This is a genomic window from Kineococcus sp. AC630, from assembly GCF_979255925.1.
Genome location: NZ_CEEDMJ010000001.1, coordinates 328,156 through 352,671 on the forward strand (window position 1 = coordinate 328,156; position 24,516 = coordinate 352,671).

Below are 24,516 nucleotides of genomic sequence, written 5' to 3' on the forward strand. Positions count from 1 at the left end.
AGCGCCACCTCCCCGCCGCCGGGCACACCGGTGGGTACCGGCACCGGTGGCAGACTGACCCACATGACCGCCACGACACGCGCTTCCGCTCCCCTGCCTGCCGTGAGTCCGGTCGAGGAGCCCGCCGAGCTGCCCGAGGACCGCTTCGCCGACCGCGAGGTCTCCTGGCTGGCCTTCAACGAACGCGTCCTGCAGATGGCCGAGGACCCCGACGTCCACCTGCTGGAGCGGGCCCGCTTCCTCTCCATCTTCGCGAACAACCTCGACGAGTTCTTCATGGTCCGCGTCGCGGGCCTGAAGCGCCGCATCGCCACCGGGCTGGCCGTCACCGCCGCCAGCGGCCTCGAACCGCGCGAGGTCCTCGACGCGATCGCCGTGCGCGCCCACGAACTCACCGAACGGCACGCCGCCGCGTTCCTCGGCTCGGTGCGTCCGGCGCTGGCCGAGGCCGGCATCACGATCGTGCGCTGGGACGAACTCGCCCCCGGTGAGCAGGTGCGCCTGCACGGGTTCTTCCGGGACATGGTGTTCCCGGTCCTGACCCCGCTGGCCGTCGACCCGGCCCACCCCTTCCCCTACATCTCGGGTCTCTCCCTGAACCTCGCCGTCGTCGTGCGCAACCCGACGACGGACAAGGAGCACTTCGCCCGGGTGAAGGTGCCGCCGCTGCTGCCGCGGTTCGTCGCGGTGGAACCGGCCGAGGGCGAGGACCCGCGCGCGGCGCGGTTCGTCCCGCTCGAGGACGTCGTCGGCGTCCACCTCGACCAGTTGTTCCCCGGCATGGAGGTCGTGCAGCACCACACCTTCCGGGTCACCCGCAACGAGGACCTCGAGGTCGAGGAGGACGACGCGGAGAACCTGCTGCAGGCCCTGGAGAAGGAGCTCCTGCGCCGCCGGTTCGGGCCCGCCGTCCGCCTCGAGGTCGCCTCCGACATCGACCAGAAGGTCCGCGAACTGCTGGTGCGCGAACTCGGCGTCACCGAGCAAGAGGTCTACGAACTCCCGGAACCCCTCGACCTGCGCGGGCTCGGCGACATCGCCGACATCGACCGCCCGGAGCTGAAGTTCCCGAAGTTCGTGGCCCGCACCCACCGCGACCTCACCGACGGTGCCGAGACGGCGAAACCCTCCGACGTGTTCGCGGCGATCCGCAACCGCGACGTCCTGCTGCACCACCCCTACGACTCGTTCTCCACCAGCGTCCAGGCGTTCCTCGAACAGGCTGCGGCCGACCCGAAGGTCCTGGCCATCAAGCAGACGCTGTACCGCACCTCGGGCGACTCCCCCATCGTCGACGCCCTCATCGACGCCGCCGAGGCGGGCAAGCAGGTCCTCGCGCTGGTCGAGATCAAGGCCCGCTTCGACGAGCAGGCGAACATCACCTGGGCCCGCAAGCTCGAACAGGCGGGGGTGCACGTCGTCTACGGCCTCGTCGGGCTGAAGACCCACGCCAAGCTCAGCCTCGTGGTGCGCCAGGAACAGGGCGGGTTGCGTCGCTACTGCCACATCGGGACGGGGAACTACAACCCCAAGACCGCGCGGATGTACGAGGACATGGGTCTGCTCACCGACGACGCGCAGGTCGGCGAGGACCTGACCCGGTTGTTCAACCAGCTCTCCGGCTACGCCCCGAAGACGGCCTACAAGCGCCTGCTCGTCGCGCCGCGCTCGCTGCGCACCGGCCTGGTCGACCGCGTCGACCGCGAGATCGAGAACCACCGCCAGGGTCAGCCCGCAGGCGTCCGGATCAAGGTGAACTCGATCGTCGACGAGGGGATCATCGACGCCCTCTACCGGGCCTCGAACGCCGGGGTCCCCGTCGACGTCAGCGTCCGCGGGATCTGCGCCCTCAGACCGGGGGTGCCCGGCCTCAGCGAGAACATCCGGGTCCGCAGCATCCTGGGGCGCTTCCTCGAGCACAGCCGGATCTTCTGGTTCGCCTCCGGCGGCGACCCGGTGGCGATGATCGGGAGCGCGGACATGATGCACCGCAACCTGGACCGCCGCGTCGAGGCCGTCGTGCGCCTGAGCGACCCGCGCCACGTGCGGGAGGTCTCGCAACTGCTGGACGAGTGCATGGCCGACACGACGAGTTCCTGGCACCTCGGTCCGGACGGGACGTGGACGCGTCACCACCGCGACGCCGACGGCAACCCGCTCACGGACCTGCAGGAACACATCATCGCCACCCGCCCGGGTCGGCGTCCGAGCACCCGCCGCCGACGGTGACCCCGCCGACCGCGGCCTCCGAACGCGACCCGCAGGTGGACGTCGAGGCCGCGGGGTGCGTCGTCGTGCGCACCGGGGAGCAGGGCGTCGAGGTGCTGCTGGTGCACCGTCCGACCACGGCCGTCCGCGCGGCCGACTGGTCCTGGCCCAAGGGCAAGCTCGAGCCCGGTGAGCACCCCGCCGTCGCGGCGGTCCGCGAGACCGCCGAGGAGAGCGGCGTGCGGGTGCACCTCGGGATCCCGTTGCCCGAGCAGCGCTACGAGGTCGCCGGGGGCCTGCGCAAGCGGGTCCGCTACTGGCTGGCCCGCCCCGCGGCGCCGGCCGACCCGGCCGTGGTCGAGGCCGCCGACCCCGACGAGATCGACGACTCCGCCTGGGTCTCCCCGGCCCGGGCGCGGGACCTGCTGAGCTACCCCGCCGACGTGGAGCTCCTCGACGTGGCCCTGCCCGGGGACGCCCTCCCCACGCCCACGTGGCCGCTCGCCGTGGTCCGGCACGCGCGGGCGGTGAAGCGCACCGACTGGGACGGCTCCGAGGACGAACGCCCGTTGCTGGACCGCGGGCACGCCCAGTCCCGTGACCTCGCCCCGCTGCTCGCCTGCTTCGACCTGCGCCACCTCGTCACCTCGCCGTGGGCCCGCTGCGTGCAGACCCTGCTGCCGTCGGCGGAACTGCTCGGCCTCCCCCTCACCGAGGAGGACGCGATCACCGAGGACGGTCACGACCTCGACCCGGAGGGCGCGCGGAAGCTCGTCGGCGAACTCCTCGCCGAGGGTTCCGGGGTCGCGCTCTGCTCGCACGGGCCGGTCCTGCCGACGCTGCAGTCGGTCGTCGGCGAGCACGCCGGGGACCCCGCTCTGCGGGAGCGGGTCGAGGAGCGGCTGGGCAAGGGTGACGTCGTGATCGCCCACCTGGTCCAGCGCGGTTCGACCGCCCGGGTGGTCGCCGTCGAGCGTCACGGGGTCTGAACGGGGCGGACCGGCCGGCAACCCCGTGACGGGGCTGTGACCTGCAGCAACGGTCTCCCCCCGTTCGGGGCGGTTCACCGGCCGGACGCCCGTCCGTCGAAGATCGTCCGGCGACCGGACGGGTGCGGTTCACCGTCCGTTCACCTGCACCGAGCAACCCCGTCACCTGCCCTGCCTACCGTCCGGAACGAACCGGGGCGCGATCCGCCACGGTCAACCGTGGCCGGGGGTACCGGCCGTGACGATCCTCGAAAGGGACCGGACTGTGACGTTCTGGAAGACCTCCCGCCTCTTCGGCATCGCTGCTGTTGGTGTTCTCGCCCTCGCCGGATGCGGCTCCGACGACAACACCACCAACACCGGCTCGCCGGCAGCCGGCGCCAGCTCTTCGTCGGCCTCCGCCGCCGCCATCGACTGCAAGCCCGGCACCCTGAACGGTGAGGGTTCGAGCGCGCAGAAGAACGCCATCGACCAGGTCATCCAGGCCGGCTACCAGTCGCAGTGCACCGACGCGACCATCAACTACAACGCGACCGGTTCCGGCGCCGGCCGCAAGCAGTTCACCTCCGGCCAGGTCGACTGGGCCGGTTCCGACGCCGCCCTCAAGCCCGAGGAGCAGACCGCGGCCACCGCGCGCTGCCAGAACAACCCGGCGTGGGACCTGCCCATGGTCGCCGGCCCCATCGCGATCGCCTACAACGTCGAGGGCGTCAAGGACCTGGTCCTCAACGCCGAGGTGTCCGCCAAGATCTTCTCCGGCGCCATCACCACCTGGAACGACCCGGCCATCGCCGCGCTGAACCCGAAGGCCACCCTGCCGAGCACCGCCATCAGCGTGTTCTTCCGCACCGGCACCTCGGGCACCACCGAGAACTTCACCAAGTACCTGCACGCCGCCGCCCCCGACGCGTGGACCGCGGAGGGCAACCAGGAGTGGTCCGGCAAGGGCGAGGGCCGCGAGGGCTCCGCCGGTGTCGCGCAGGCCGTCGCCGGCGCCCCCGGTGCCATCACCTACGTCGAGTGGTCCTTCGCGCAGGACAACAAGCTCTCCGTCGCCCAGATCGACAACGGCTCGGGCGCCGTCGAGCTGTCCGGCGAATCGGCCGGCAAGACCGTCGCCACCGCCACCCAGGTCGGCACCGGCAACGACCTGTCGCTGAAGATCGACTACGCGACCAAGGAAGCCGGCGCGTACCCGATCGTCCTCGTCACCTACGAGATCGTCTGCTCCAAGGGTCTGACCGCGGACAAGACCGCTCTGCTGAAGTCCTTCCTCACGTACTACGCCGAGGACGACACCCAGGCCGGCCTCGCCGACATCGGCTACGCGCCGCTCCCGGCCGAGGTCTCCGCCAAGGTCCGCACCGCGATCGCGGCCATCGCCTGACCTGCTGATCGAACGGGGGCGGACACCAGCACGAACGGTGTCCGCCCCCGCCCGTACGACCGACTCGCACCACCGATCCTCACGACACATCCCCTTCGCACAGTGCAGGAGCACGATGTCCTCGATCACCGGCCGTTCGGCCGTCGAGCAGGGCCCAGGCCCCTCGGGTGACGCAGCTCGGGGCCGGCGACGCCTCGGTGACACCCTCTTCGGCGGCGGAGCCGGTCTGGCCGGCATCATCGTCATCGCCATCGTCGCCTTCACCGGGATCTTCCTGGCCATCAGCGCCGTCCCGTCCGTGCTGGACGACAAGGTCAACTTCCTGACCTCCACCGAGTGGTCGGCCGAGGCGGGGAACCTGCGCTTCGGCATCCTGCAGATCCTCTGGACGACGGTCTCGATCTCCGTCATCGCGATGATCATCGCCGTCCCGCTGGGTGTCGCGAACGCGCTCTTCCTGACCCAGTACGCGCCGAAGTGGCTGGCCCGCCCCGCGGCGAGCGTCATCGACCTGCTGGCCGCGATCCCTTCGATCGTCTACGGCCTCTGGGGCATCCAGATCTTCGCCCCGCACGTGACGGGTCTGCAGACCTTCCTCAACGACGCCCTCGGCTGGTTCCCGCTCTTCGGCGGACCGGTCAGCACCGGCACGGTCTTCATCGCCGGCATCGTCCTGGCCGTCATGGTCCTGCCGATCATCACCGCGATGTCCCGCGAGGTGTTCGCGCAGACCCCGGCCGCGAACAAGGAGGGCGCGCTCGCCCTCGGCGCCACGAAGTGGGAGATGATCCGGACCTCCGTGCTGCCCTTCGGCCGCGCCGGTGTCATCTCGGCCTCGATGCTGGGTCTGGGCCGCGCGCTGGGCGAGACGATCGCCATCACGATCATCGTCTCCAGCGTCTCCCCCGGTACCGACTTCTTCGGCTCCTGGCTCCAGGGTGGTGAGACCTTCGCCTCGAAGATCGCCAACAACGCCGCGGAGTTCAACAACCCCGAGTCGACGGGCGCCTACATCGCCGCCGGCCTGGTCCTCTTCATCCTGACCTTCGTGGTCAACGCCATCGCCCGCGTGATCATCAACCGCCGGAAGGCCTTCGTATGAGCGCCGTCGACACCGCCCCGGCCCAGGAGCTCCCGGCCGCGCTGGAGGACTCCCGCGGTCAGACCGGGCGCAAGGTCCGCAACGCCCTGGCGACGACGGTCATGGTGCTGGCCTTCGTCATCGCCGTCATCCCACTGGTCTGGATCCTCTGGACCGTCATCCAGAAGGGCGCCGGGCTGCTGCCCGACTCCTCCTGGTGGCTCAACTCCCAGCGCGGCATCACCCCGCGCGTCGTCGGTGGTGGCGCCTACCACGCGATCGTCGGCACCCTGCTCGAAGCGCTGGCCACGGCGGTCATCGCCGTGCCGCTCGGCATCATGGCCGCGATCCTGCTGGTCGAGTACGGCGCGAGCCGCATCGCCCGCGTCGTGAGCTTCACCGTCGACATCCTCTCGGGGTTGCCCTCGATCGTCGCGGCGCTCTTCATCTACGCCTTCTGGATCACCACCCTGGGCTTCTCGCGCTCCGGTTTCGCGGTGTCGCTGGCCCTGGTGCTGCTCATGGTTCCGGTCGTGGTCCGCTCGACCGAGGAGATGCTGAAGCTCGTCCCCAACGAGCTCCGCGAGGCCTCCTACGCCCTGGGTGTGCCGAAGTGGAAGACCATCGTGCGGATCGTCCTGCCGACGGCCTTCTCGGGGATCCTCACCGGCGTCCTGCTCGGTCTGGCCCGCGTCATGGGTGAGACCGCTCCGCTGCTGATCCTGGTCGGCTACTCGCAGTCGATCAACACCAACCTCTTCAGCGGCAACATGGCGGCCCTCCCGCTCATGATCAACAACGACCGTCAGCAGGCGCTGGCTCCCGCGGTGGAGCGGGTCTGGGCGGCTGCCCTCACACTGGTGCTCATCGTGCTGGTGCTCAACATCGCCGGTCGGGCCATCGCCCGCTTCAGCTCGCTCAAGAAGTAGGAGAACCCGTCATGGCCAAGCGCATCGACGTCAAGGACCTCAACGTCTACTACGGCAACTTCAAGGCCGTCGAGGACGTCTCGATGACCGTGGAGCCCCGCTCCGTGACGGCCTTCATCGGCCCCTCCGGCTGCGGGAAGTCGACCTTCCTCCGCACGCTCAACCGCATGCACGAGGTCATCCCCGGCGGTCGCGTCGAGGGCAGCGTCATGCTCGACGACGACGACCTCTACGGCTCCAAGATCGACCCGGTGAACGTCCGCCGCACCGTCGGCATGGTCTTCCAGCGTCCCAACCCGTTCCCGACGATGTCGATCTTCGACAACGTCGCGGCCGGCATGCGCCTCAACGGCGTCCGCAGCAAGAAGGTCCTCACCGAGGCCGTCGAGACCTCGCTGCGCGGGGCGAACCTGTGGAACGAGGTCAAGGACCGCCTCGACAAGCCCGGCGCCGGCCTCTCCGGTGGCCAGCAGCAGCGCCTCTGCATCGCCCGCGCCATCGCGGTGAAGCCGCAGGTGCTGCTGATGGACGAGCCGTGCTCCGCGCTCGACCCGATCTCGACGCTCGCCATCGAGGACCTGATCGGTGAGCTGAAGAGCTCCTTCACCATCGTCATCGTCACGCACAACATGCAGCAGGCGGCCCGCGTCAGCGACAAGACGGCGTTCTTCAACCTCGCCGCCACGGGCAAGCCCGGCCGTCTGATCGAGATCGACGACACCGCGACGATCTTCAGCAACCCGACGCAGAAGGCGACCGAGGACTACATCTCGGGCCGCTTCGGCTGAGCCCCCGCCACCCAACTTCTGGGGAGTTCTCCACCCTTCCGCCCGTCGGGAAGGGTGGAGAGCTCCCCAGAAGTCGTCAGAGGAAGAGGTGCAGGACGAAGTAGAGGGCCGCGGCGAAGAGACCGGCGGCCGGCAGGGTCAGCACCCAGGCGGCGACCATCGACCGCGCCACGCCCCAGCGCACGGCGGAGAGCCGCTTCGTGGCCCCCACGCCCATGATCGCGGACGAGATGGTGTGGGTGGTGGAGACGGGGGCGTGGAACTGCAGGGCCGCGACGTAGAGCACCACGGCCGACACCGCCTCGGCGGCGAACCCGCGAGCGGGGTCGAGGTGGATGATCCGGCGCCCCAGCGTCCGCATGATCCGCCACCCGCCCGAGTAGGTGCCGGCGCTGATCGCGAGCGCCGCGCAGAGCTTCACCCAGACGGGGATGCTCGTCCCGGTGTGGAAGCCGCCCGCGACCAGGGCCAGGACGATGACGCCCATGGTCTTCTGCGCGTCCTGCAGCCCGTGACCGAGGGACATGGCGGCAGCCGAGACGGTCTGGGCGATGCGGAAGCGCCGGTGGGTCGGGGCGGGCGCCTTGTGCCGCACGATCCACAGGATCGCCACCATGACGAGGTAGCCGAGGACGAACCCGGACAGCGGTGAGACCACCATCGGGACGACGACCTTGTCGAGGATGACCCTCCACTCGATGGTCGAGCTGGACGCGATCCCCGCCCCGGCGAGGGCACCGATGAGGGCGTGCGAGCTCGAGGACGGCAGCCCGAGGCGCCAGGTGATGAGGTTCCAGGCGATGGCACCGAGCAGGGCAGCCAGGACCACGGTCATGCCGTGGATGCCGAGGTCCACCTTCACGATGTTCGAGCCGATCGTCTCGGCGACGCCGGTGCCCAGGAAGGCCCCGATGAGGTTGAAGACCGCGGCCATCCCCAGCGCGATGCGGGGGGTGAGCGCCCGGGTGGAGACGGACGTCGCGATCGCGTTGGCGGCGTCGTGGAAGCCGTTGGTGAAGTCGAAGCTGAGGGCGACGACGATCACGACGAGGACGAGGGCGAGCTCCACCGGTTCAGGATTCCTTGACGGCGATCGTCTCGACCGTGTGCGCGACGTGCTCGAACGCGTCCGCGGCCTCCTCGAGCGTCTCGATGATCTCCTTGTGCTTCATGATCGCGATGGCGTCGTAGCCGCCGTCGAAGAGCGTCGCGACGAGGCGGCGGTGGATCTGGTCCGCCTGGTTCTCGAGGCGGTTGATCTCGACCCAGTAGTCGGAGAGGTCCGAGAGCGAGCGCAGCCGGGGCATCGCCTCGGCGGTCAGCTCGGCCTGGCGGGTGAGGACCTGGACGATCTCGCTCACGCCGGGGAGCATCTCGCCGACCTTGTAGAGCACCATCAGGTCGACGGCGGCCTGCATGAGGTCGAGGCAGTCGTCCAGGCGCGAGGTCAGCTGGTAGATGTCCTCGCGGTCGAAGGGGGTGACGAACGAGGAGTTCACCCGCCGCAGGACCGCGTGGGCCGATTCGTCGCCGCGGTGCTCGATCTCCTCCATGAGGGCGCCGAGCTCGACGCGACGGGCCTGGTCGCTGCCGATCGCCTCGGTGAGGACGGTGGTGGCCTCGACGAGGATCTTGCCGGTACCGGCGAACAGCTCGAAGAACGAGTTGTCCTGGGGGGTCAGTCGGAAACGCACGTCCATGCTCCGGGAAGGCTCGGTTCGTCGGGGGAGGTGTCTCCCGACCCGATCCGCGACTCTAGGCGAGGCGGGTGGCGGGGGCCGACAGCACCCGCTCACTCACTACCCGGCGGAGCCGCCCTCGACACCCAGGACGCGGTCCAGCTCGACCTCGGGCAGCGGCCCGTCGCTCTCGGACGCGGCGACGACGACGTCGGTGTAGAGCTCGATCTCCTCGGCCAGCACGACGTCGGCGAGGGGGGCGCTGGGGCCACCAGGACCAACCCCGGGGACCTGGTCTGGTGACGAGTCGAAGTCGTCACCCGGCTGCGGATCGAGCGAGTGCGTCATGGTGAGGCCACCGTACGCCGACTGGCACCCCGACGGGGGGCAGTCGGGAAGCATCACCCCGACGACGACGACGGCGTCGCCGAGCCCGAGGACGAGGACGAGCCGGAGGCGGTGGGGGTCGGGACGCTCAGGGCGGGGCGGTCCTCGTCGCTCAGCACGGTCCGCTGCAGGTTGACCTCGGCCAGGCCCAGCCCGCCGACGGTCACCTCGTCGTAGGCGAGCAGCCTGCCCGCGTCCGGCCCGGTCCTGCCGAAGTAGAGCAGCGTGGCCGACAGCGGCAGCGGCGCGCCGTCGGCGAGGCGGTTCAGGCCGGCGGAGGTGACCCCGGCCCCGCCGGTGGTCCCCTCGACCATGATCCGGGTGCCGGAGGAGTCCAGCGTCACCGACCGCTTGTGCAGGTGTCCTGCGAGGACGAGCGGGACCCGGCCGTAGAGCGGCTGCAGACCGCTGGGGTCGTGGACGAGGGCGATGTCGACGGGGTCGTCGGCGTGGGCGTCGTCCCAGGTCTCGATGCCCGCCGCGAGGGTCTCGTTGGCGCTCTCCTGGACCTGCTCGGCGCTGCCGGTGGCGGCCGCCCCCTCGCCGTCGGGGGTGAAGACGGGGTCCCCCTGGCCCGCGAGGACCAGCCCGGCGACCTCCGTCGTCGCGCCCTGGTCGAGGACGATCGCGCCCTGGGCGGCGACCTGGGCCTGGGTGTCGGTGGAGTCGTGGTTGCCGCGCACCCAGACGTAGGGGACGCCGATGCCGCCGATGCGGCCCAGGAAGCTCGCCTCCGCCCCGGTGCCCCAGGTGGTGGTGTCGCCGGTGTCGACGACGGCGTCGACCCCGAACTGCTTCACGAGGTTGTCGGTGAGGTCGTAGCCGAGGGGGTTGAGGTGCAGGTCGGAGATGTGCAGGACGGTGGTGACGTCCTCCCCCAGCCCCGTGGACCCGCTCTGCTCGTCGCCGAGGACCGGCAGGTTGGCCGCCGCGGCGTAGAGCGTGGAGACGCTGCGGACGATGTCGGACAGACCGCTGCGGTAGCTCTCGAGGCGGTCCAGGGCGTTCTGCGTGCTCGAGACGACGTAGGGCGCGCGGGAGAGCAGACCGGTGAACCGGGGCTGGCGCAACGCTCCGGCGTCGAAGGTGAGGGCGGTCCCCGCGCCGGCGGCGACGACGACGACGAGCAGGGCCGCGCCGGTCTGCAGGGTCCGACGTCGGCCGCGGTAGACCACGACGGCGGCCAGCACCGCTCCCCCGAACCCGCAGGCGAGGCTGTAGGCGGCGGCCCGGACCACCGCGGAGCGCACGGTGTCGGCGGCGGTGAGCTCGAGCGCGAGCAGCTGCTGGGGTGAGCGGACGAGGCGGGCGGCGGCGTCGACGTCGACGCTCTCGATGTTGGCGGTGACGATGATCGGCGCCCGGTGGGTGTCGAAGGTGACCTTCCCGACGGGCGGCAGGTCGACCTCGACGCCCGGGCTGAGGCTGGGCCGCACGCGGACCTCGGTCTGCAGCGGGCCGACGTAGGTGCTGGAGCCGGGGGCGAGGGCGAAACCGATCGCGGCCCCCACGCCCGCGACGACGAGGATGCCGAACCAGGGGAGGACGTGCCGGCGCGCGAAGCGAGGTGCCCGACGGGCCCAGAAGCCGCGCCAGGCCGCGCCCCACCGCTCGGGCAGGTGCGGGACGAGGGGACGCGGGGGTCGGCGGATCCTGGGAGACATCACGTCGATCTTCGCGCAGCGCCGGCGTGCACGCCGCCTCGGCAGCGTGGCCGGTCCCCGGCGGGACCCCCGGGAGACGGGGCGGGCGACGGATGCCGTTGCGTCGCAGCTGCTCCGGGAGCCCGCGACCCAGGGTCCAGACCGGCGTGGCGGCCACCGCGATCCGAGCTGACGCAGGGTGACCGCGGTCTCGTGCACCGACGACGAGACGGTGGGGTCGTGGGCGCGGCCGCGACGGTCAGGCGTGCGTTCCCGTCGGCCGCCGGCCGTCGAGCGAGGTGCGCACCCACGCGATCGCCGGTTCCGAGAGCGGGTCCACGTCGACGAGGTCCCGCACCCACGTGTCGAGGCGTTCCCGGACGTCGTGCACCACCGAGCGCGCCGTGCGCGCGGTCAGCCGCCAGGAGCGACCCTCGGCGACGAGGTCCTCCAGCCCGACCGCGGGCAGTTCGAACTCGCCGTTGACGCTCAACGCCAGGCGGGTCCGCCCGTACTGGGCGTGCGGGGAGACGTCGTAGCTGGGCGCGAGCCCCACCCGACCGTCGGTGGAGTGCACGAGCGAGATGTTCTTCGCGTGCGCGTCGGTGTTGCCGAGCAGGACGTTGAGCGTGGTCAGCCTCAGGAGCTCGCTCGCGTCCCCACCGTTGTCGAGGAGCGACGACCCGATGGAGCGGAGGTTCGCCGCGGGCCGGTGCCACCCGAACTTCGCCTCGATGTCGTCGCTGCTGAGGCCGAGCACCTGGGCGGTGTCCTCCTGGTGCACCCGGGTCACGACACCGGGATCGGCTGCGTCCACCGACCGGTCGAACCGGGGGACGACGAGCGCGGCCGACCCGTCGAAGTGCTCCACGTGGGAGACCGCCGAGCGGAGCCCGACCGCCCGGGCCGCGAGGGAACCGAGCGCCTCGTCGTGGACGAGGGCGGGACGCTCCGGCAGCTGGGGTTTGAGGATGTGGGTGCTCGGCGCCCCGGCTCGGGGCACGAACCAGCGCCCGGCCACCAGGGTGAGCGCCGCCTTCGGTTGGACGCCGGGCAGGGAGGAGTCACCCACCCCCACGTGGTCGTCGCTGCGGGTGCGCTCCAGGTGTTCCCGGACGGCCCCCGGGTCCGGCAGGAGGTCGAGACGCCCCTCTCCCGGCGGGTGCCCCGCGAGGGTGAAGGTGGCCGCTCCCGGAACGTCCCCGCCTGCGCTCGCCAGGAGGGCCAGGACGTCGGCGCTGTTCGCACCGGCGCGCCGGGCCAGCCGAGATCGGGAGCTCGTCCCGACCTCCGGGAGGAGACCCCCGAGCCAGGCCCGGACGAGAGCCGCGGGCGGGTGCACCGTCGGCGGTTGGGCGTCGAGCCGGACCGAGAGCACGGGTGCGCCGAGCGGTCGACGGTCGAGGAGGTCCGCCGACCAGGTGAGCCGCAGTCGAGCGCCGGCGTCGTCGACCCGGGCGACGAGGTCGCCGTGCAACCGGACGTCAAGGATCGTCACCGCGGCGCGTGACCGCTGAGGGAGGCGCCCAGGGCAGAGGCCACGAGGAACAGGCGGGACAGCGTCACGTTCGTCCGACCCCGTTCGAGTTCGGAGATGTAGCGCTGGGAGACACCGGTCCGCTCCGAGAGCTGGTCCTGGGTCAACCCGGCCTGCAGACGCAGCCCGCGCAACCACCGGCCCACCTGGGCGCCCGTGGTGAAGGTGACCCCGTCGGCCCCCGGGGACGGCACGGCGTCGGTCATGCGCACGACCCTTCATGACACTGGTGGATATCCGCAGTCATCCGCCAGGGTAATGCACGGCGGTCAGCGGGCGTCGTACTCCGCCTGGGCGACGCCGACCCGGGGCGCCGAGGCCTCGAGCAGGTCGGCGAGCGCGCGCAGCTTCCCGGCCACCTGCGCACCCAGCGGGGTGAGTTCGTACTCGACGCGCGGCGGGATCGCGGTGACGACCTCGCGGGTCACCATCCCGTCGCGTTCCAGCGTCTGCAGGGTCTGCGCCAGCATCTTCTCGCTGACCCCGTCCACCTTGCGGCGCAACGCGTTGAAGCGGAAGGACCCCTCCCCCAGGGCGATCAGGACGAGCGAGGGCCAGCGGCCGGTGACGTCCTCGAAGGCCGCGCGCGACGTGCACCCGCGGGCGAACACGTCGACGACGAACTCCTGGGTGGGCCCTGCGCTCATGGTCCGAGGATACGCCCGGCACCGCGGGAATGCCTGGCACTGTGGAATAGTTAGTGCCATCGACAACGCAGTGCCCCATCCGGAGGAGAACCCCATGTCCACGACCTACGCAGTCACCGCCGCCAGCGGCAAGCTCGGCCGCCTCGCCGTCGAGGCGCTGCTCGCGCAGGGTGTCCCCGCCGGCGACGTCGTCGCGGTCGTCCGCACCCCCACGAAGGTCGCCGACCTCGCCGCCCGTGGTGTCGTCGTCCGCGCCGGCGACTACGCCGACCGCGCCTCCCTGGACGCCGCGTTCGTCGGCGTCGACCGCCTGCTGTTCGTCTCCGGCAGCGAACCCGGCGCGCGGATCGCCCAGCACACCAACGTCGTCGAGGCCGCGAAGACCGCCGGCGTGAGCCGGATCGCCTACACCTCGATCCTGCGCGCCGACACCTCCACGAGCCCGCTGGCCCCCGACCACCGGGCCACCGAGGACCTGCTGTCGGGCGCCGGTGTCCCCTTCACGGTGCTGCGCAACTCCTGGTACCTCGAGAACTACACCGAGCAGCTCGGTCAGTACCTCGCCGCCGGGGCCGTGCTCGGCTCCACCCACGGTGGACGGGTCAGCGCCGCCGCCCGCGTCGACTACGCCGAGGCCGCCGTCGCCGCCCTCCTGGCCGAGGACCCCGCACAGGTCTACGAGCTCGCCGGGGACAGCTTCGACTTCGCCGAACTGGCCGCCACGATCACCGAGGTCACCGGCACCACGGTCGTCTCCACCGACGTCTCCACGGAGGAGCACGTCGCCGCCCTGCAGGGCTTCGGCCTCGACGCCGGCACCGCCGGGTTCGTCGCTGCGCTCGACACCTCCATCGCGCAGGGCCAGCTCGCCACCGACCGCACCGACCTGGTGGAACTCACCGGGCGCCCGGCCACCGCGCTGGCCGAGGCCGTCCGGGCCGCTCGGGCCTGAGCCCGGGGCGGCAGTCGTGGCAGCATCACGGGCGTGCCCCGGCTCCCGCGACTGCCCCTGACCGCGGTCCTCCCACCGCCCCCGTCCGCGGGGGTGGTGGGCGACCCCGGGGTCTGCGTACCCGGCGGTGAGTTCCAGCGGGTCAGCGCCGAACGGGCCGTCGTCCTCGGCGGACCGGCCGCGATCCTGCTCCAGGTCGCACACCCCCTCGTCGCCGAAGGCGTCGCGGTGCACAGCGACTACACCTCCGGTCCGGCGCACCGGCTGCTGGGCACGTTGCAGGCCGCGCTGACCATCGCCTTCGGGGACACCGAGCAGGCGCACGCGATCGCCCGCCACGTCGGCGCGCAGCACGCCCGGGTCCGCGGGACCACCCGCACCGACGTCCCCGGCACCCCGGCCGGGACCCCCTACCGCGCCAACGACCCCGACCTCGCGCTCTGGGTCCACGCGACGCTGGTGTGGACCGCCCGACGCGTCGCGGAACGCTACGTCGGTCTCGTCCTCACCCCCGAGCAGCGCGAACGGCACTGGCAGGAGTCGAAACCGTTCGCGCGACTCTTCGCCGTACCCGAACGCGCCCTGCCCGGCAGCGTCGCGGAGTTCGACGCCTACGTCGAGCGGACCGTCGCGGGACTGGTCGTGACCGACGCGGCCCGGCGGGTGGCGGGCGACGTCCTCACCCAGCGGACCACTCCCCCGTTGCCCGGCGTGGCGGCGCTGGCCCGCAGCATCACGGCCGACCTGCTGCCGCTGCGGCTGGCCGTCGACTACGGCATCGCCCCGACGCGGGGACGACGCACCGCCGCCGGCCTCCTCCGCACCGGGTTGCGGGCCGCGAGACCCGTGCTGCCGCAACGCCTCGCCGAATGGCCGCACGCCGAGGTGTCCCGGCGACGCGTCCGGGCGTCGCCCTCCCGGACGTCCGCCGGACCCGGCGGGACCGCGAGATGACCGTGAAGTCGTCGTCGTTGCCGTGACAGCTCCAGATCGGGCCGGTGTGCGCCGATGGGCGGGGTGATCGCCGCACCCTGGAGGCCCTGTGTCCCGCATCGTCCGAGCAGGTCTGCTCTTCGCCGCTGTCCTCTGCGCGGTCACGGGGTGTTCCAGTCCCCCAGGTCCAGCAACGACCACCGCCACCGCGATGGACACCGCCCAGGCGCAGGCGGCTCTCGCCCAGGCCGAGGTGCTCGGAGCGGACAGCACGATGGGCGATGCGGCCACGATCCTCGACCGGCACACGATCGTGTTGACGACCTTCACCACCGCGGACTGCCCCGTCCGTGCGGTCGTGGTGTCCGAGCCCGCTCCGGGTCGCCTCGACGTCGACGTCGACGTTCCGACCGGCGGGTGCGGGGGGACCTCGACGCCGAGCTACTGGAAGCTCATCAGCGAGGGGGACCTCATCGCTGACGGCGATCCGCAACCCGTCACCGTCGACGAGAACGGCGGCAGCGTCGAGGTTCCCGTCGGCGGTGCGCGAGTGAGCTGAATCCAGGAGGCACACGGGAACTCACGGCCGGGCCCAGGGCCCTCACGGCGGCGGAAGATCCTGACACGACGCCGGCGTTCGAGAGTCGACCGCGATCCGGCTACTCCACCGTGGCGGTCGACGGTGATCGGACACCACGGGGTGACCGTGACGTCGTGGCTACCTCACTCCCCGTTGTCGCCGGCCGCCGTGACTACCCGGAGGCTCGCCGGTTGACCAGAGCCAGCAGCCGATCGAGCTCGCCGCGCTCTTGGGCCGAGAGAGGTGCGAGGAACTCCTCCTGCAGGGCCGACAGCGATTCGTCGAGGCGGGACAGGAGTTCTTGGCCCGGTGACGTGATCTCGAGTCGGTTCCTCCGCGAGTCCACCGGGTCGGGTGCCCGGAGGATGAACCCGTCGCGTTCGAGCCGAGCCGCTTCTTCCGAAACGCTCCTGCGATCCATGCCCAGCCGCCGCCCGAGGTCCGCTTGACTCGACGGACCGAACTCATCGATGACGGCGAGGATGCCGAACGCTGCCTTGGTCGCCCCGAGACGGGTCACGCGCCGACCCGCCAGCTCGCCGGCCTGAGCGGCGGCCAGGGTGACCGCGTGACTCGTCAGTGCGCGCAGTCGCCGGGGGGATTCCCGTGGGTCCATGGACGTGACCCTAGACGAGCAGATTCCTCGGTGTTACGTTGAGAACGCAACGTTGTGCACGCAACGTTGTTGAGCCGAACGGAAGGCACCCCATGGAGACCACCGCAGCCCAGGTCGTCCCGCGCATCTTCGCTGCGATCGACGATCGCCGATTCGCTGACCTGAACGCGCTCTACGCCGAAGACGTCCACGCGACGACCGCGGTAGGACACCTCTCCGGCCGCGCACAACTGGTGTCGACCCTGCAGGCCGTCCACGAACCGATCCCGGTCCTCCAGCACCTCGTCACCGGGGTCATCGTCGACGAGGACGGCGACGACGCCGACGTGAGGGCGAACGTCACCGCGTTCTTCGGCGACGACCAGCACCAGCCGATCCTCGAAGGATCCAGCATCTGGCGAGGCCGCCTGCACCGCTCGGACGGCCACTGGCAGATCGCCCAGGTCGACATCGAGTCGGTGTGGAACCGAGGCCGGATGCCCGGAGCATGACGTGCCCCCCGTCCAGGATGACCTCACCGATCGCCACCGGCTCTCCGGATCTGCTCGCGGGCGCGGCGGGAAAGTCGATGTCCGCCGGACGCGGCAGCTCCTAGGGTGACCGCGTGGCCGTCATCGTGAGCGTCAACGTCGGTCGGCGGCGACCCGTCGCGGCGAAGTCGGGGACCAGCGGCATCGACAAACGCCCGGTCGTCGGCCCGGTAGCGGTGCGAGCGCCCGGGCCCAAGGGACGAGGTGGCAGCGGCCTGGTCGGTGATCACATCAGTGACACCAAGAACCACGGTGGCGACCACCAGGCCGTCTACGCCTACGCCCGCGAGGACCTGGACCGGTGGGAGGGCGAACTGGGCCGTCCGCTCTCCAACGGCGCCTTCGGGGAGAACCTCACCACCTCGGGGTTGGCCGTGAACGAAGCGGTCATCGGCGAACGGTGGTCCATCGGTGAAGTGGTCCTGCAGGTTTCCTGCCCGCGGATCCCGTGCGTGACGTTCGCGGTGTGGTTGGGAGAGCAGCGGTGGTTGCCGCGATTCACCCGAGCGCGTGTTCCCGGGGCCTACCTGAGGGTGCTGACGCCGGGAACGCTCAGCGCCGGCATGCAGGTCAGGGTCCTGGACGTGCCGGCGCACGGGGTGAGCGTGGCGACGGCCTTCGCCGCGTTCACCACGCAGCCGGACCTGCTGCCGCTGCTGAGCGGCGTCCCGGAGCTGCCGCCGGAGGATTCCGAGGCAGTCGCCCGTCGCCTCGCTCAGCACTGAGAGGCGCTCGGGGAGCAGTCATCGGGCCAGGCGAGCACTGCTCGGGTGAGGACCACATCGCGAGACGGTCGTGAGCTCGAGTCGCTCCGAGGCTGCTGCGCTGCTGCGGGAGCCCGGCACCGAACCCCCACCGCTCTCGTTGGCCGTGGCCCAGTTCGCGGCTGCGTCGGCGGGACGGGAACCTGCCCAGAGCTCGCTCCTGAGTTGTCCGGGGCGGCGTGGGAGGTACAGGTGAAGAGGGTGTCTTCGACGGATTCGCGGACGGCGGGAGGACCGTGCGTCGCGCACCGCGTCACAACCCTGAAATCGCGGATGGAGGCCTGGCGGCAGGGCCGCCGGCTACCGGCGTTGTCGGCGGTGCCGGATCAGGTCGTGGACACGAACGGCAACGGTGGCGACTCCAGCCACCACCACGTGAGGATGGCACGTGGGCCTCGACCCTTCTTCGGGATCGGACAGATCTTCCACGGATCGCCAGACGAGTGAAGTCATCGGTCGTCAGCGACAGCGCGCACACCGCGGGACGACCGTGCGCCCGCGCGCACCTCGCCCCGGCCGGGACAGCTCCCGGGAGGTCAGGAGGTCGGTGCTACGGCGTCGTTCCGGGCGTGTGAGGCAGCGGCCGGCGCGTTCATGGACTTCCACGGCCCACCCAGCAGTGGAGTGAGCACGACGAGGAGGTAAGCGATGCCGACGCTGTAGAGGGTGGGACGCAGGCCGAGGTGGTCGACGGCGAAACCCGCTGCGAGGGAGCCCAGTGGCATCCCGGCCCAGGCGCCGGCTCCGATGACTCCGTAGACCCGGGCCCGCATCCCCGGTGGTACGCGTTCGAGCTCGATGATGCCGATGATGGGGTTGATGGCTCCTGCGGCCAGACCGCTGAGGGCGGTCACGGCCACGAGGGCCGGCAGCGGGAGACCCGTGGCCAGGGCCAGGTGCGGTGGTGCACCGGCCAGGACGAACGCGGTGACGAAGGTGGCTCGCCGGGGCAACCGGTGACCGATGGCACCGAAGAGCAGGGAGCCGATGAGGGCGCCACCGCCCATCGTCCCCACGATCAGGCCGAAGGCGACGGAACCGCCCAGGTCGCGTTGGGCGGTGACCGGCAGGAGCACGCTGGACTTGGCCGCGTCGAAGAGGTTGGTGACCAGGACGAGCCCGACGACGCTGCGCAGCAGGCGTTCTCGCCACAAGAAGCTGACGCCTTCGCGCAGTTCACGCCAGTACCCGGCTCGCGGTCCGTCTGCGTGGGTCGCGGTCGTGGGGGTCGCGGTCGTGGGGGTCGCGGTCGTGGGGGTGGTGTCGTCCGGTTCCTCGAGCTCGGCACTCGGCGAGGTCGGCGGAGTCGATGCGGTCGGTTCAGAGCCGTCGTCCGGTCGGGCGGCGGGATCGGCCCACGTCTGAGGTCGACCGGCTGGGACGAGGGAGAGCACCACGACGGCCGCTGCGAGGAACGTCGCGGCGTCCAACGTCAGCACGTTCAGCGCCCCGACGGCGGCCACGAGCAGTCCGGCGAGCGGGGCGCCGACCAGGCGGGCGCCGCGTTCGGCCGCTTCCATCCAGCCCACCGCCCGTTCCAGGGGCACCGCAGCGGCCGCCGCGGCTTCGGGCAGCAGCGCTCGGCGGGCGGTCTGGCCGGGGGTGTCGAGCAGGCCGGTGGCGAAGACCAGCACCAGCAATGCCCAGAACGGCAGCCCGAAGCTGTGGTGCAGGAGGGGTACGGCAGCGATCGTGACGGCACCGACGAGGTCGGCGACGACGCTGGTTCGGCGGTACCCGGCGCGGTCCACGAGCACCCCACCCAAAGCTCCACCGAGGATCACCGGGACGGTGGCGACGGCACCGGTCAGGCCGGTCAACGCGGCTGAGCCGGTCTGGGCCAGGACGTACAGCGGTAGCGCGATGAGCGTGAGCATGTTGCCGGTCAGGGAGACGGCGTGGGCGGTGAGCAGGCCGGTCAGGGGTCCACGTGATCGCCGGACGGTAGTGGTCACGGTGATCACACGGAGGGGTCCCATTCTGCGAGCCGATCGAAGATGCGTCGGTCGCCTTCCGCGGCCAACGACTCGAGAGGGATGCGGTCGTAGAAGAAGAGGACCAGGTCGCTGGCCGAGCCCGTGGCGGAGGCGTCGGCCGGGTCGGTGTCGTACCCGGTGGCTGAGGTGAGCTGGGCGACTCGGGCGCCGTCGTGGGAGAGCCGCAGGCGCCAGGAACGGCCCTCGGTGGCGTGGTAGTCGACGACGGCGGGTTCGTGGGGCCAAGCGACCGTGGTGGCGCAGAGGGTGCACTGGCAGTCGTCGAAACCGTCGAGGGCGACCTCCTGCGGGATTGGTTGCGGTGCACCGGCGGTGAGCTGGGCGTCGTGGGTGAAGACCGCGATCTCGCAGACCTGTCGCCGAGCCCAGGCCCCGGAGGTCTGCGGCGAGGGTGAGTCGTCCCACCAGGTCCAGCACGCGCGGTCCGGGCCGGCCTCCCGCAAGACGTTCGTCAGGTGCTCGACGGACTCGGTCCACCAGTCCAGCAGGGCATCGCGTTCTCGCGGCGCACCTGCGCCGTCGTCCCACGCCGACGTCGGCGGAGGTCCGTCCGCGGGTCCCGCGGCGACGACAGCGGCAGTCTTCCGGCGACCCGTCCCCGCGTGCTGCACGAGGTCGCACAACGTTCGCCCGGGATGAGTCGGCACCGAAAGTTCGAGGTCGGGCGCCGCGGCCACCGCGGCAGCGAAGGCGGACGACCGCTCGTCGATGAGCCGCAGGTGGTCAGCGAACGTGAGGGGAACGAGGGGCACAGTTGTGAAGTTAACCCTTCAGGTCTGGATGTCAAGGGGCTCCTTCACATATGCTGGCGGGGTGGAGCGACCAGAGATGAACCTCGGTGTCCGCCTCACCGACCCCTCGGTCCTGCGGGCCCTGGGGCATCCGGCGCGACTGCGGATCCTCGACGTCCTGGCCGAACGCGGTGGGGCGACGGCCACGCAGTGCGCCGAGGTCGTCGACCTCAGTCCGAGCGCCTGCTCGTGGCACCTGCGTCAGCTGGCCGCGGCCGGGTTGGTCCGTGACGCGGGCCGGCGCAGTGGCGAGAACCCAGGGGGTGGTGACGGACGGGAGCGGGTGTGGGAGGCCACCGTCCCGGCGTGGCAGGTCGACATGGCGACCATCGACGCGGACCCCACCGAGGCCCAGGCTCTGGACATGGCAGTCACCCAGGCGCTTCTGCACGCCGCGGATGCTGCGGTGGAAGGGTTCATCGTCCGCGCCGCGCAGGACCAGGAACCACAGCCGTGGCGTGAGGCCAGCCTGGTCAGCAACTCCACCTTGCGGTTGTCGGCGCAGGAGCTGAGCGAGGTGGTGCACCAGGTCATAATGTTGCTGGATCCCTACCGGTTGCGCAACCGTCCTGAGCCCGGTCCAGAGGACCGGACGGTGCAGGCGGCGCTGCGTTTCGTGCCCATCGCCGCCGCCCCCACCGAGAACGCCTCGGAGTAGCTGCACCCGGCCCTCGTGGTGGCGGTTCTCCTGCTGCTCTGGACGTCGCGGCCATCGCCACGTTCGCGAGGTTCCCGGCCGACGAAGACCGCCCGTATCGCGGGATGACCGTGAGGTTGCGCGGCAGCAGAGTGCGAGGTCGTGACCGCCCGGCGCACGGTCTGGCATCCTCGTGGCCGTGAGCAGGACTGCCGTCGCGTTCAGGATGTCGCCGAAGTCAGGCTTTGGTGCTTGATGCAGTGTCCCGGGCTGGCGCAGGTACTGGCTCCGTCGCAGGCGTGGGCTGAGCAGGGCGCCGACGGTGACGCCCGTTGTTCGAAGGGGAGCCGGTGACGCTGACGAACAGCTGTCGAGGGGTGGTGAAAATCTCCCTCGGCGGACTGTGGGTGCTGCAGGACAGTGAGCCTGAGGGGTGGGGTTACGACGACTACCCGTCCGACTTCGCCGGGATCACGGGCGGCGAGGGCGTCTACCTCATCTCGGGGCACTACTCCGGCATCATCGACGTGACGGTGGAGATCCATTCCGTCCATCCCGAGGCGCCGTTGGGGTGGGAGAAGTCGAGTGAGCTGGTGGGCACTTACCCGAGTCGGGTTGCCAAGGCGTGGTGCGAGGTTCTTCCGGCCGATGATGGGTTGGCGGCCATCGAGTTGCCCGCAGAGCGTGTTGGGCTTCGTGTTCTGGTGAACGGGTGGAGCACGCCGCCGAACCCTGGAAGTCCGCCGGAGACGTGGCTCCTCCAGGTCTGGCCGGCCGACGCTGGTTGATCGACTTGTCGAGGCGTTTGAGTCGGCGCTCTCTCACGTGCTTCGTCGTGAACCGTCGAGTCGCAGACCGCGCCCGGATGGCGGGATGACCGTGAAGTCGCAGACACGCTGTGGTCATGCTCAGGTCGCGACATGTGGAGCCGAGCACCGGCAAGATCGACGGGTGAGAGAACACTGGCCCGCGCTGCACTTCTCCCTGGGTAATCCGCGCGACGACGGCAGCACAGACCTACCTCGGCTCCTACGACGGATGGCCGATCACATCGAGGCCTTGGGTCTCAAGCCCATGGACATCCTCGACCTGACGATCAGCCAGGAGATCACCGAGGACGGTCCGTGGTGGAACGCCACTCTCTACTGGTCTCCAGATGAACTCCCTCCTTCTGACGGGGGCGCTGCGACCGCGGCGTAGCGCTTCCGCTCGTCCCCGCGAGCGAACGTTGCCTGCGGCCGTGACCAAACGCACCGCGGAATGACCGTGAGGTCCGTCGCTGAGGGCCTCGCTCACACCTGACGCTCAGGCCTTCTGCTCCTGCGGCGGGTCAGCCAATCCGCGCTCAGCGCGAGCAGGCCTGCGATGAGGAAGGCCGCCAGCATTGCTGCTGGCAGGCGGATGCTCCACGGTTCCCGGCCGAGCAAGTTGCCGCACAGGATCCCGCTTCCCGTTACACAGCCCGAGATGGCCGCGCGTTCAAGGGGGCCGCGAGTGTCGTCAGTGGACCAGGAGAAGGTCAAACGCCCCAAGGCCGCCGCGGGCAGCCAACCCACCGCCAACGCCACCGCCATGGTGGCGATGACGATCTTCGACTCGTGGTGGTGGGCCGCCGTCGTCAACGCCACGGCGAGTAGAGCCAGCGATGCGCCGAGCAGGACGGTGGGCCGACGACGGACGCGTGGGGCCGCGTCTGAGGAGTGCTCCACATCTTGATGTTCGCAGCTGTGCTGCTGATTGCAGCAGTGGGAAGTCGGCAGATGAGTGAAGTACCCGTCTGCCCGCGAGAGTGCGCGCACCGCGGGATGACCGTGCGCTTCGCGCGCACTGCGGGATGACCGTGAAGCAATCGACGCCCGTTGCTGCCCTGGCTGCTAGTCGCTCATGCTGTTCCGAGCTACGCAACTCATCGAGAACGGAGAACGAAGGTGGAGTACACCTGGGTCTGCTGCATGATCAGGTGACAGCTGTAGAAGACCTGCTGGCGAGTCTGCAGCCACCGCAGCCGCAGGAGCACTACCGCTCGCAACGTGGCAGCAGAGGTGCCCGTCCCTTCCCCGATCAGGACCAACTCCACCGTCTGGACGAGCTCGACCCCACCACCTCAGGAAGGCTTCCCGCGGTGGGCCACGTGCATCTGCACGCAGCGGATGGGCGGGCGCTGCAACCGCTCTGGTTTGGCGCCGTGGCCCCCGCGGCGCGGGCTACTCCTGGCGATCTGGCGGCCGGGCGATCACCGCGTCAGGTCGCTGAGCGATCTCCCCTGCTGGGCCTGCTCCTGGTCCCTGCTGGTCTCGAGGTGGTCGGGCTGATCTGGGCGGAGATCCTCAGTCAAGGGATCACGCAGATCACGTGGTCGCTGGGGCCGAACTCGCCGATGCCGCCGCCGGAGACAGCGCGCCGTCGTCTCAGTGGGGATTGGACGCTGGTCGACGTACGCGGGCACCTGGTGGTGGTGAGTTGTCCCAGCACCGCCGGCACCACGCTGAGCTGGCAGGGTCGGCGGGCGGGGATGGCGTGCTCGGTGACGATGCAGACGCCCGTCGATCCGGTGCTGGCGGTACAGCGGCTCGCTCAGGACACCCTGCTGCTGCCGGGGACTGCTCCCAGCTGAGCGTGGTGGCGCGGCGCTGATGACTGCTCGTCTCGATGCTGGAAGCGCGCGATGTCCGCGGGATGACCGTGACGTCGCGCAGCGCAACCTGGCCGGAAGGTAGGCCGCGTGTCCACCCCGCGATGGCGTCGGACAGGCCGGGCGGCCAGACTCGGCGACCGTGGCTGACGTCTTGATCATGGACCTCGACGGGGTGCTCCTGCAGCGCGACCTCGCCCAGCGAGCCGCTGTCGAACACGCGCACGGACTGCCCGAGGGAGTACTGCTGCGGTACGCCTTCCAGGGCGAGACCTTCACCGACGCGATCACCGGCCGGGTCACCGATGAAGCATGGCGCTGTGACATCGCCGATCGCTTGACTCACGACTTCGACGACAGGGCACGGGATGCGGTCCAGCAGTGGTCCAGCTCCTACGGCTACCTCGCTCAGGACGTGCTCGCGGTCGTGCGGGAGCAACGACGACTGCGCCCGGTGGTGGTGTTGACCAACTCCACCACCCGCTTGCCTCAGGAGCTGGCCGCCTTAGGGCTGGCGGGGCAGGTGGACGGGGTTTTCAACAGCGCGCAGTTGGGGTTGGCGAAGCCGAATCGGGCCGTGTTTGTGGAGGTCTGTTCTCGGTTGGGGGTTGCTGTTCAGCGCTGTGCATTCGTCGACGACTCTGCGGCGTCTGTGAGGGCGGCCGGCGAGGTGGGTCTGCAGTCTCACCACTTCCGTGATGCGGCGGGTCTTCGACGGTTCGTGGATGGGTTCACCGGGCAGGAGGGCATGGCCGGGGTGTAGCCCAACGCTGACGATGAGACGGGTCGCGGCGTTGAGTCGTTTGCGC

General features: G+C 70.7%; 27 protein-coding genes. 16 read left to right on the plus strand and 11 right to left on the minus strand.

The features are described 5' to 3' along the window. Positions 1–63 precede the first annotated feature (63 nt). The 6 genes from AC0I8G_RS01565 to pstB all read left to right on the plus strand — a co-directional run bounded on the left by AC0I8G_RS01565 (position 64) and on the right by pstB (position 7,382). The gene (locus tag AC0I8G_RS01565; RefSeq protein ID WP_471728391.1) at positions 64–2,229 is read left to right on the plus strand and encodes an RNA degradosome polyphosphate kinase; all 2,166 of its coding nucleotides are present in this window, start codon (positions 64–66) and stop codon (positions 2,227–2,229) included. Continuing rightward, a complete protein-coding gene (locus tag AC0I8G_RS01570; protein WP_471728392.1) occupies positions 2,226–3,197 on the plus strand; it encodes an NUDIX hydrolase in 972 nt (323 codons plus the stop codon). Before AC0I8G_RS01565 ends, AC0I8G_RS01570 begins: the two co-directional genes overlap by 4 nt. Before the next feature lie 265 nt (positions 3,198–3,462). Next, positions 3,463–4,584, plus strand: a complete 1,122-nt coding sequence (gene pstS, locus AC0I8G_RS01575; RefSeq protein ID WP_471728393.1) for a phosphate ABC transporter substrate-binding protein PstS — start codon at positions 3,463–3,465, stop codon at positions 4,582–4,584. Positions 4,585–4,699: 115 nt separating this feature from the next. Beyond that, positions 4,700–5,686 (plus strand): phosphate ABC transporter permease subunit PstC, encoded by a 987-nt coding sequence (pstC, locus tag AC0I8G_RS01580; protein ID WP_380260847.1) that lies wholly within the window; start codon positions 4,700–4,702, stop codon positions 5,684–5,686. Then, complete coding sequence (pstA, locus tag AC0I8G_RS01585) at positions 5,683–6,594, plus strand: phosphate ABC transporter permease PstA (RefSeq protein ID WP_471728394.1); 912 nt, start codon at positions 5,683–5,685, stop codon at positions 6,592–6,594. Before pstC ends, pstA begins: the two co-directional genes overlap by 4 nt. 11 nt (positions 6,595–6,605) lie before the next feature. Then, the gene (gene pstB, locus AC0I8G_RS01590) at positions 6,606–7,382 is read left to right on the plus strand and encodes a phosphate ABC transporter ATP-binding protein PstB (RefSeq protein WP_380260846.1); all 777 of its coding nucleotides are present in this window, start codon (positions 6,606–6,608) and stop codon (positions 7,380–7,382) included. 76 nt (positions 7,383–7,458) lie between these two features. Here the strand turns inward: pstB and AC0I8G_RS01595 are convergent, their stop codons facing one another. The 7 genes from AC0I8G_RS01595 to AC0I8G_RS01625 form a co-directional block, all read right to left on the minus strand. Further along, positions 7,459–8,451, minus strand: coding sequence for an inorganic phosphate transporter (locus AC0I8G_RS01595; RefSeq protein WP_471728395.1), 993 nt, complete (start codon positions 8,449–8,451; stop codon positions 7,459–7,461). Between the two features lie 4 nt (positions 8,452–8,455). Then, a complete protein-coding gene (locus tag AC0I8G_RS01600) occupies positions 8,456–9,076 on the minus strand; it encodes a DUF47 domain-containing protein (RefSeq protein WP_328292804.1) in 621 nt (206 codons plus the stop codon). 105 nt (positions 9,077–9,181) lie between these two features. Continuing rightward, complete coding sequence (locus AC0I8G_RS01605) at positions 9,182–9,409, minus strand: hypothetical protein (protein WP_380260844.1); 228 nt, start codon at positions 9,407–9,409, stop codon at positions 9,182–9,184. Positions 9,410–9,462: 53 nt separating this feature from the next. Beyond that, positions 9,463–11,112 (minus strand): metallophosphoesterase family protein, encoded by a 1,650-nt coding sequence (locus tag AC0I8G_RS01610; RefSeq protein ID WP_471728396.1) that lies wholly within the window; start codon positions 11,110–11,112, stop codon positions 9,463–9,465. A 238-nt stretch (positions 11,113–11,350) separates the two neighbouring features. Then, on the minus strand, positions 11,351–12,589 hold the full coding sequence (locus AC0I8G_RS01615) for a type II toxin-antitoxin system HipA family toxin (protein ID WP_471728397.1): 1,239 nt from the start codon (positions 12,587–12,589) through the stop codon (positions 11,351–11,353). After that, the gene (locus AC0I8G_RS01620; protein WP_328292808.1) at positions 12,586–12,834 is read right to left on the minus strand and encodes a helix-turn-helix domain-containing protein; all 249 of its coding nucleotides are present in this window, start codon (positions 12,832–12,834) and stop codon (positions 12,586–12,588) included. The genes AC0I8G_RS01615 and AC0I8G_RS01620 overlap by 4 nt, the downstream gene beginning before the upstream one ends. Before the next feature lie 63 nt (positions 12,835–12,897). Further along, positions 12,898–13,275, minus strand: a complete 378-nt coding sequence (locus tag AC0I8G_RS01625) for a winged helix-turn-helix transcriptional regulator (RefSeq protein ID WP_471728398.1) — start codon at positions 13,273–13,275, stop codon at positions 12,898–12,900. Between the two features lie 94 nt (positions 13,276–13,369). Here AC0I8G_RS01625 and AC0I8G_RS01630 point away from each other — a divergent pair, with 94 nt between their 5' ends. From AC0I8G_RS01630 to AC0I8G_RS01640, 3 genes are all read left to right on the plus strand, one after another. Next, entirely contained in the window at positions 13,370–14,227 is an 858-nt protein-coding gene (locus AC0I8G_RS01630; protein WP_471728399.1) for an NAD(P)H-binding protein, read from the plus strand. A 33-nt stretch (positions 14,228–14,260) separates the two neighbouring features. Beyond that, a complete protein-coding gene (locus tag AC0I8G_RS01635; RefSeq protein ID WP_471728400.1) occupies positions 14,261–15,181 on the plus strand; it encodes an oxygenase MpaB family protein in 921 nt (306 codons plus the stop codon). A gap of 190 nt (positions 15,182–15,371) precedes the next feature. After that, positions 15,372–15,719 carry a hypothetical protein gene (locus AC0I8G_RS01640; RefSeq protein ID WP_471728401.1) on the plus strand — a complete coding sequence of 116 codons (348 nt, stop codon included), beginning with the start codon at positions 15,372–15,374 and terminating at the stop codon, positions 15,717–15,719. 193 nt (positions 15,720–15,912) lie between these two features. On the opposite strand, the gene AC0I8G_RS01645 is transcribed toward AC0I8G_RS01640, so the two are convergent. Continuing rightward, the gene (locus AC0I8G_RS01645; protein ID WP_471728402.1) at positions 15,913–16,356 is read right to left on the minus strand and encodes a MarR family winged helix-turn-helix transcriptional regulator; all 444 of its coding nucleotides are present in this window, start codon (positions 16,354–16,356) and stop codon (positions 15,913–15,915) included. 92 nt (positions 16,357–16,448) lie between these two features. Between AC0I8G_RS01645 and AC0I8G_RS01650 the strand changes: the two genes are divergently transcribed. Both AC0I8G_RS01650 and AC0I8G_RS01655 read left to right on the plus strand, forming a co-directional pair. Beyond that, positions 16,449–16,847 carry a nuclear transport factor 2 family protein gene (locus AC0I8G_RS01650; RefSeq protein ID WP_471728403.1) on the plus strand — a complete coding sequence of 133 codons (399 nt, stop codon included), beginning with the start codon at positions 16,449–16,451 and terminating at the stop codon, positions 16,845–16,847. 113 nt (positions 16,848–16,960) lie between these two features. After that, complete coding sequence (locus AC0I8G_RS01655) at positions 16,961–17,611, plus strand: MOSC domain-containing protein (RefSeq protein WP_471728404.1); 651 nt, start codon at positions 16,961–16,963, stop codon at positions 17,609–17,611. A 575-nt stretch (positions 17,612–18,186) separates the two neighbouring features. Here AC0I8G_RS01655 and AC0I8G_RS01660 read toward each other — a convergent pair. Together AC0I8G_RS01660 and AC0I8G_RS01665 are read right to left on the minus strand one after the other, a co-directional pair. Beyond that, complete coding sequence (locus AC0I8G_RS01660; RefSeq protein WP_471728405.1) at positions 18,187–19,605, minus strand: MFS transporter; 1,419 nt, start codon at positions 19,603–19,605, stop codon at positions 18,187–18,189. Positions 19,606–19,610: 5 nt separating this feature from the next. Further along, entirely contained in the window at positions 19,611–20,399 is a 789-nt protein-coding gene (locus AC0I8G_RS01665; RefSeq protein WP_471728406.1) for a maleylpyruvate isomerase N-terminal domain-containing protein, read from the minus strand. Between the two features lie 61 nt (positions 20,400–20,460). Here AC0I8G_RS01665 and AC0I8G_RS01670 point away from each other — a divergent pair, with 61 nt between their 5' ends. The 3 genes from AC0I8G_RS01670 to AC0I8G_RS01680 all read left to right on the plus strand — a co-directional run bounded on the left by AC0I8G_RS01670 (position 20,461) and on the right by AC0I8G_RS01680 (position 22,275). After that, complete coding sequence (locus tag AC0I8G_RS01670) at positions 20,461–21,096, plus strand: ArsR/SmtB family transcription factor (RefSeq protein ID WP_471728407.1); 636 nt, start codon at positions 20,461–20,463, stop codon at positions 21,094–21,096. 329 nt (positions 21,097–21,425) lie between these two features. Further along, complete coding sequence (locus tag AC0I8G_RS01675) at positions 21,426–21,863, plus strand: hypothetical protein (protein ID WP_471728408.1); 438 nt, start codon at positions 21,426–21,428, stop codon at positions 21,861–21,863. 163 nt (positions 21,864–22,026) lie between these two features. Next, positions 22,027–22,275 (plus strand): hypothetical protein, encoded by a 249-nt coding sequence (locus AC0I8G_RS01680; RefSeq protein WP_471728409.1) that lies wholly within the window; start codon positions 22,027–22,029, stop codon positions 22,273–22,275. A gap of 92 nt (positions 22,276–22,367) precedes the next feature. Here AC0I8G_RS01680 and AC0I8G_RS01685 read toward each other — a convergent pair whose 3' ends face one another. Beyond that, positions 22,368–22,703, minus strand: a complete 336-nt coding sequence (locus AC0I8G_RS01685; RefSeq protein ID WP_471728410.1) for a hypothetical protein — start codon at positions 22,701–22,703, stop codon at positions 22,368–22,370. Positions 22,704–23,035: 332 nt separating this feature from the next. Between AC0I8G_RS01685 and AC0I8G_RS01690 the strand changes: the two genes are divergently transcribed. Next, the gene (locus tag AC0I8G_RS01690; RefSeq protein ID WP_471728411.1) at positions 23,036–23,689 is read left to right on the plus strand and encodes a hypothetical protein; all 654 of its coding nucleotides are present in this window, start codon (positions 23,036–23,038) and stop codon (positions 23,687–23,689) included. 160 nt (positions 23,690–23,849) lie between these two features. Further along, positions 23,850–24,470 (plus strand): HAD family hydrolase, encoded by a 621-nt coding sequence (locus AC0I8G_RS01695; RefSeq protein ID WP_471728412.1) that lies wholly within the window; start codon positions 23,850–23,852, stop codon positions 24,468–24,470. The last annotated feature ends 46 nt before the right edge of the window (positions 24,471–24,516 follow it).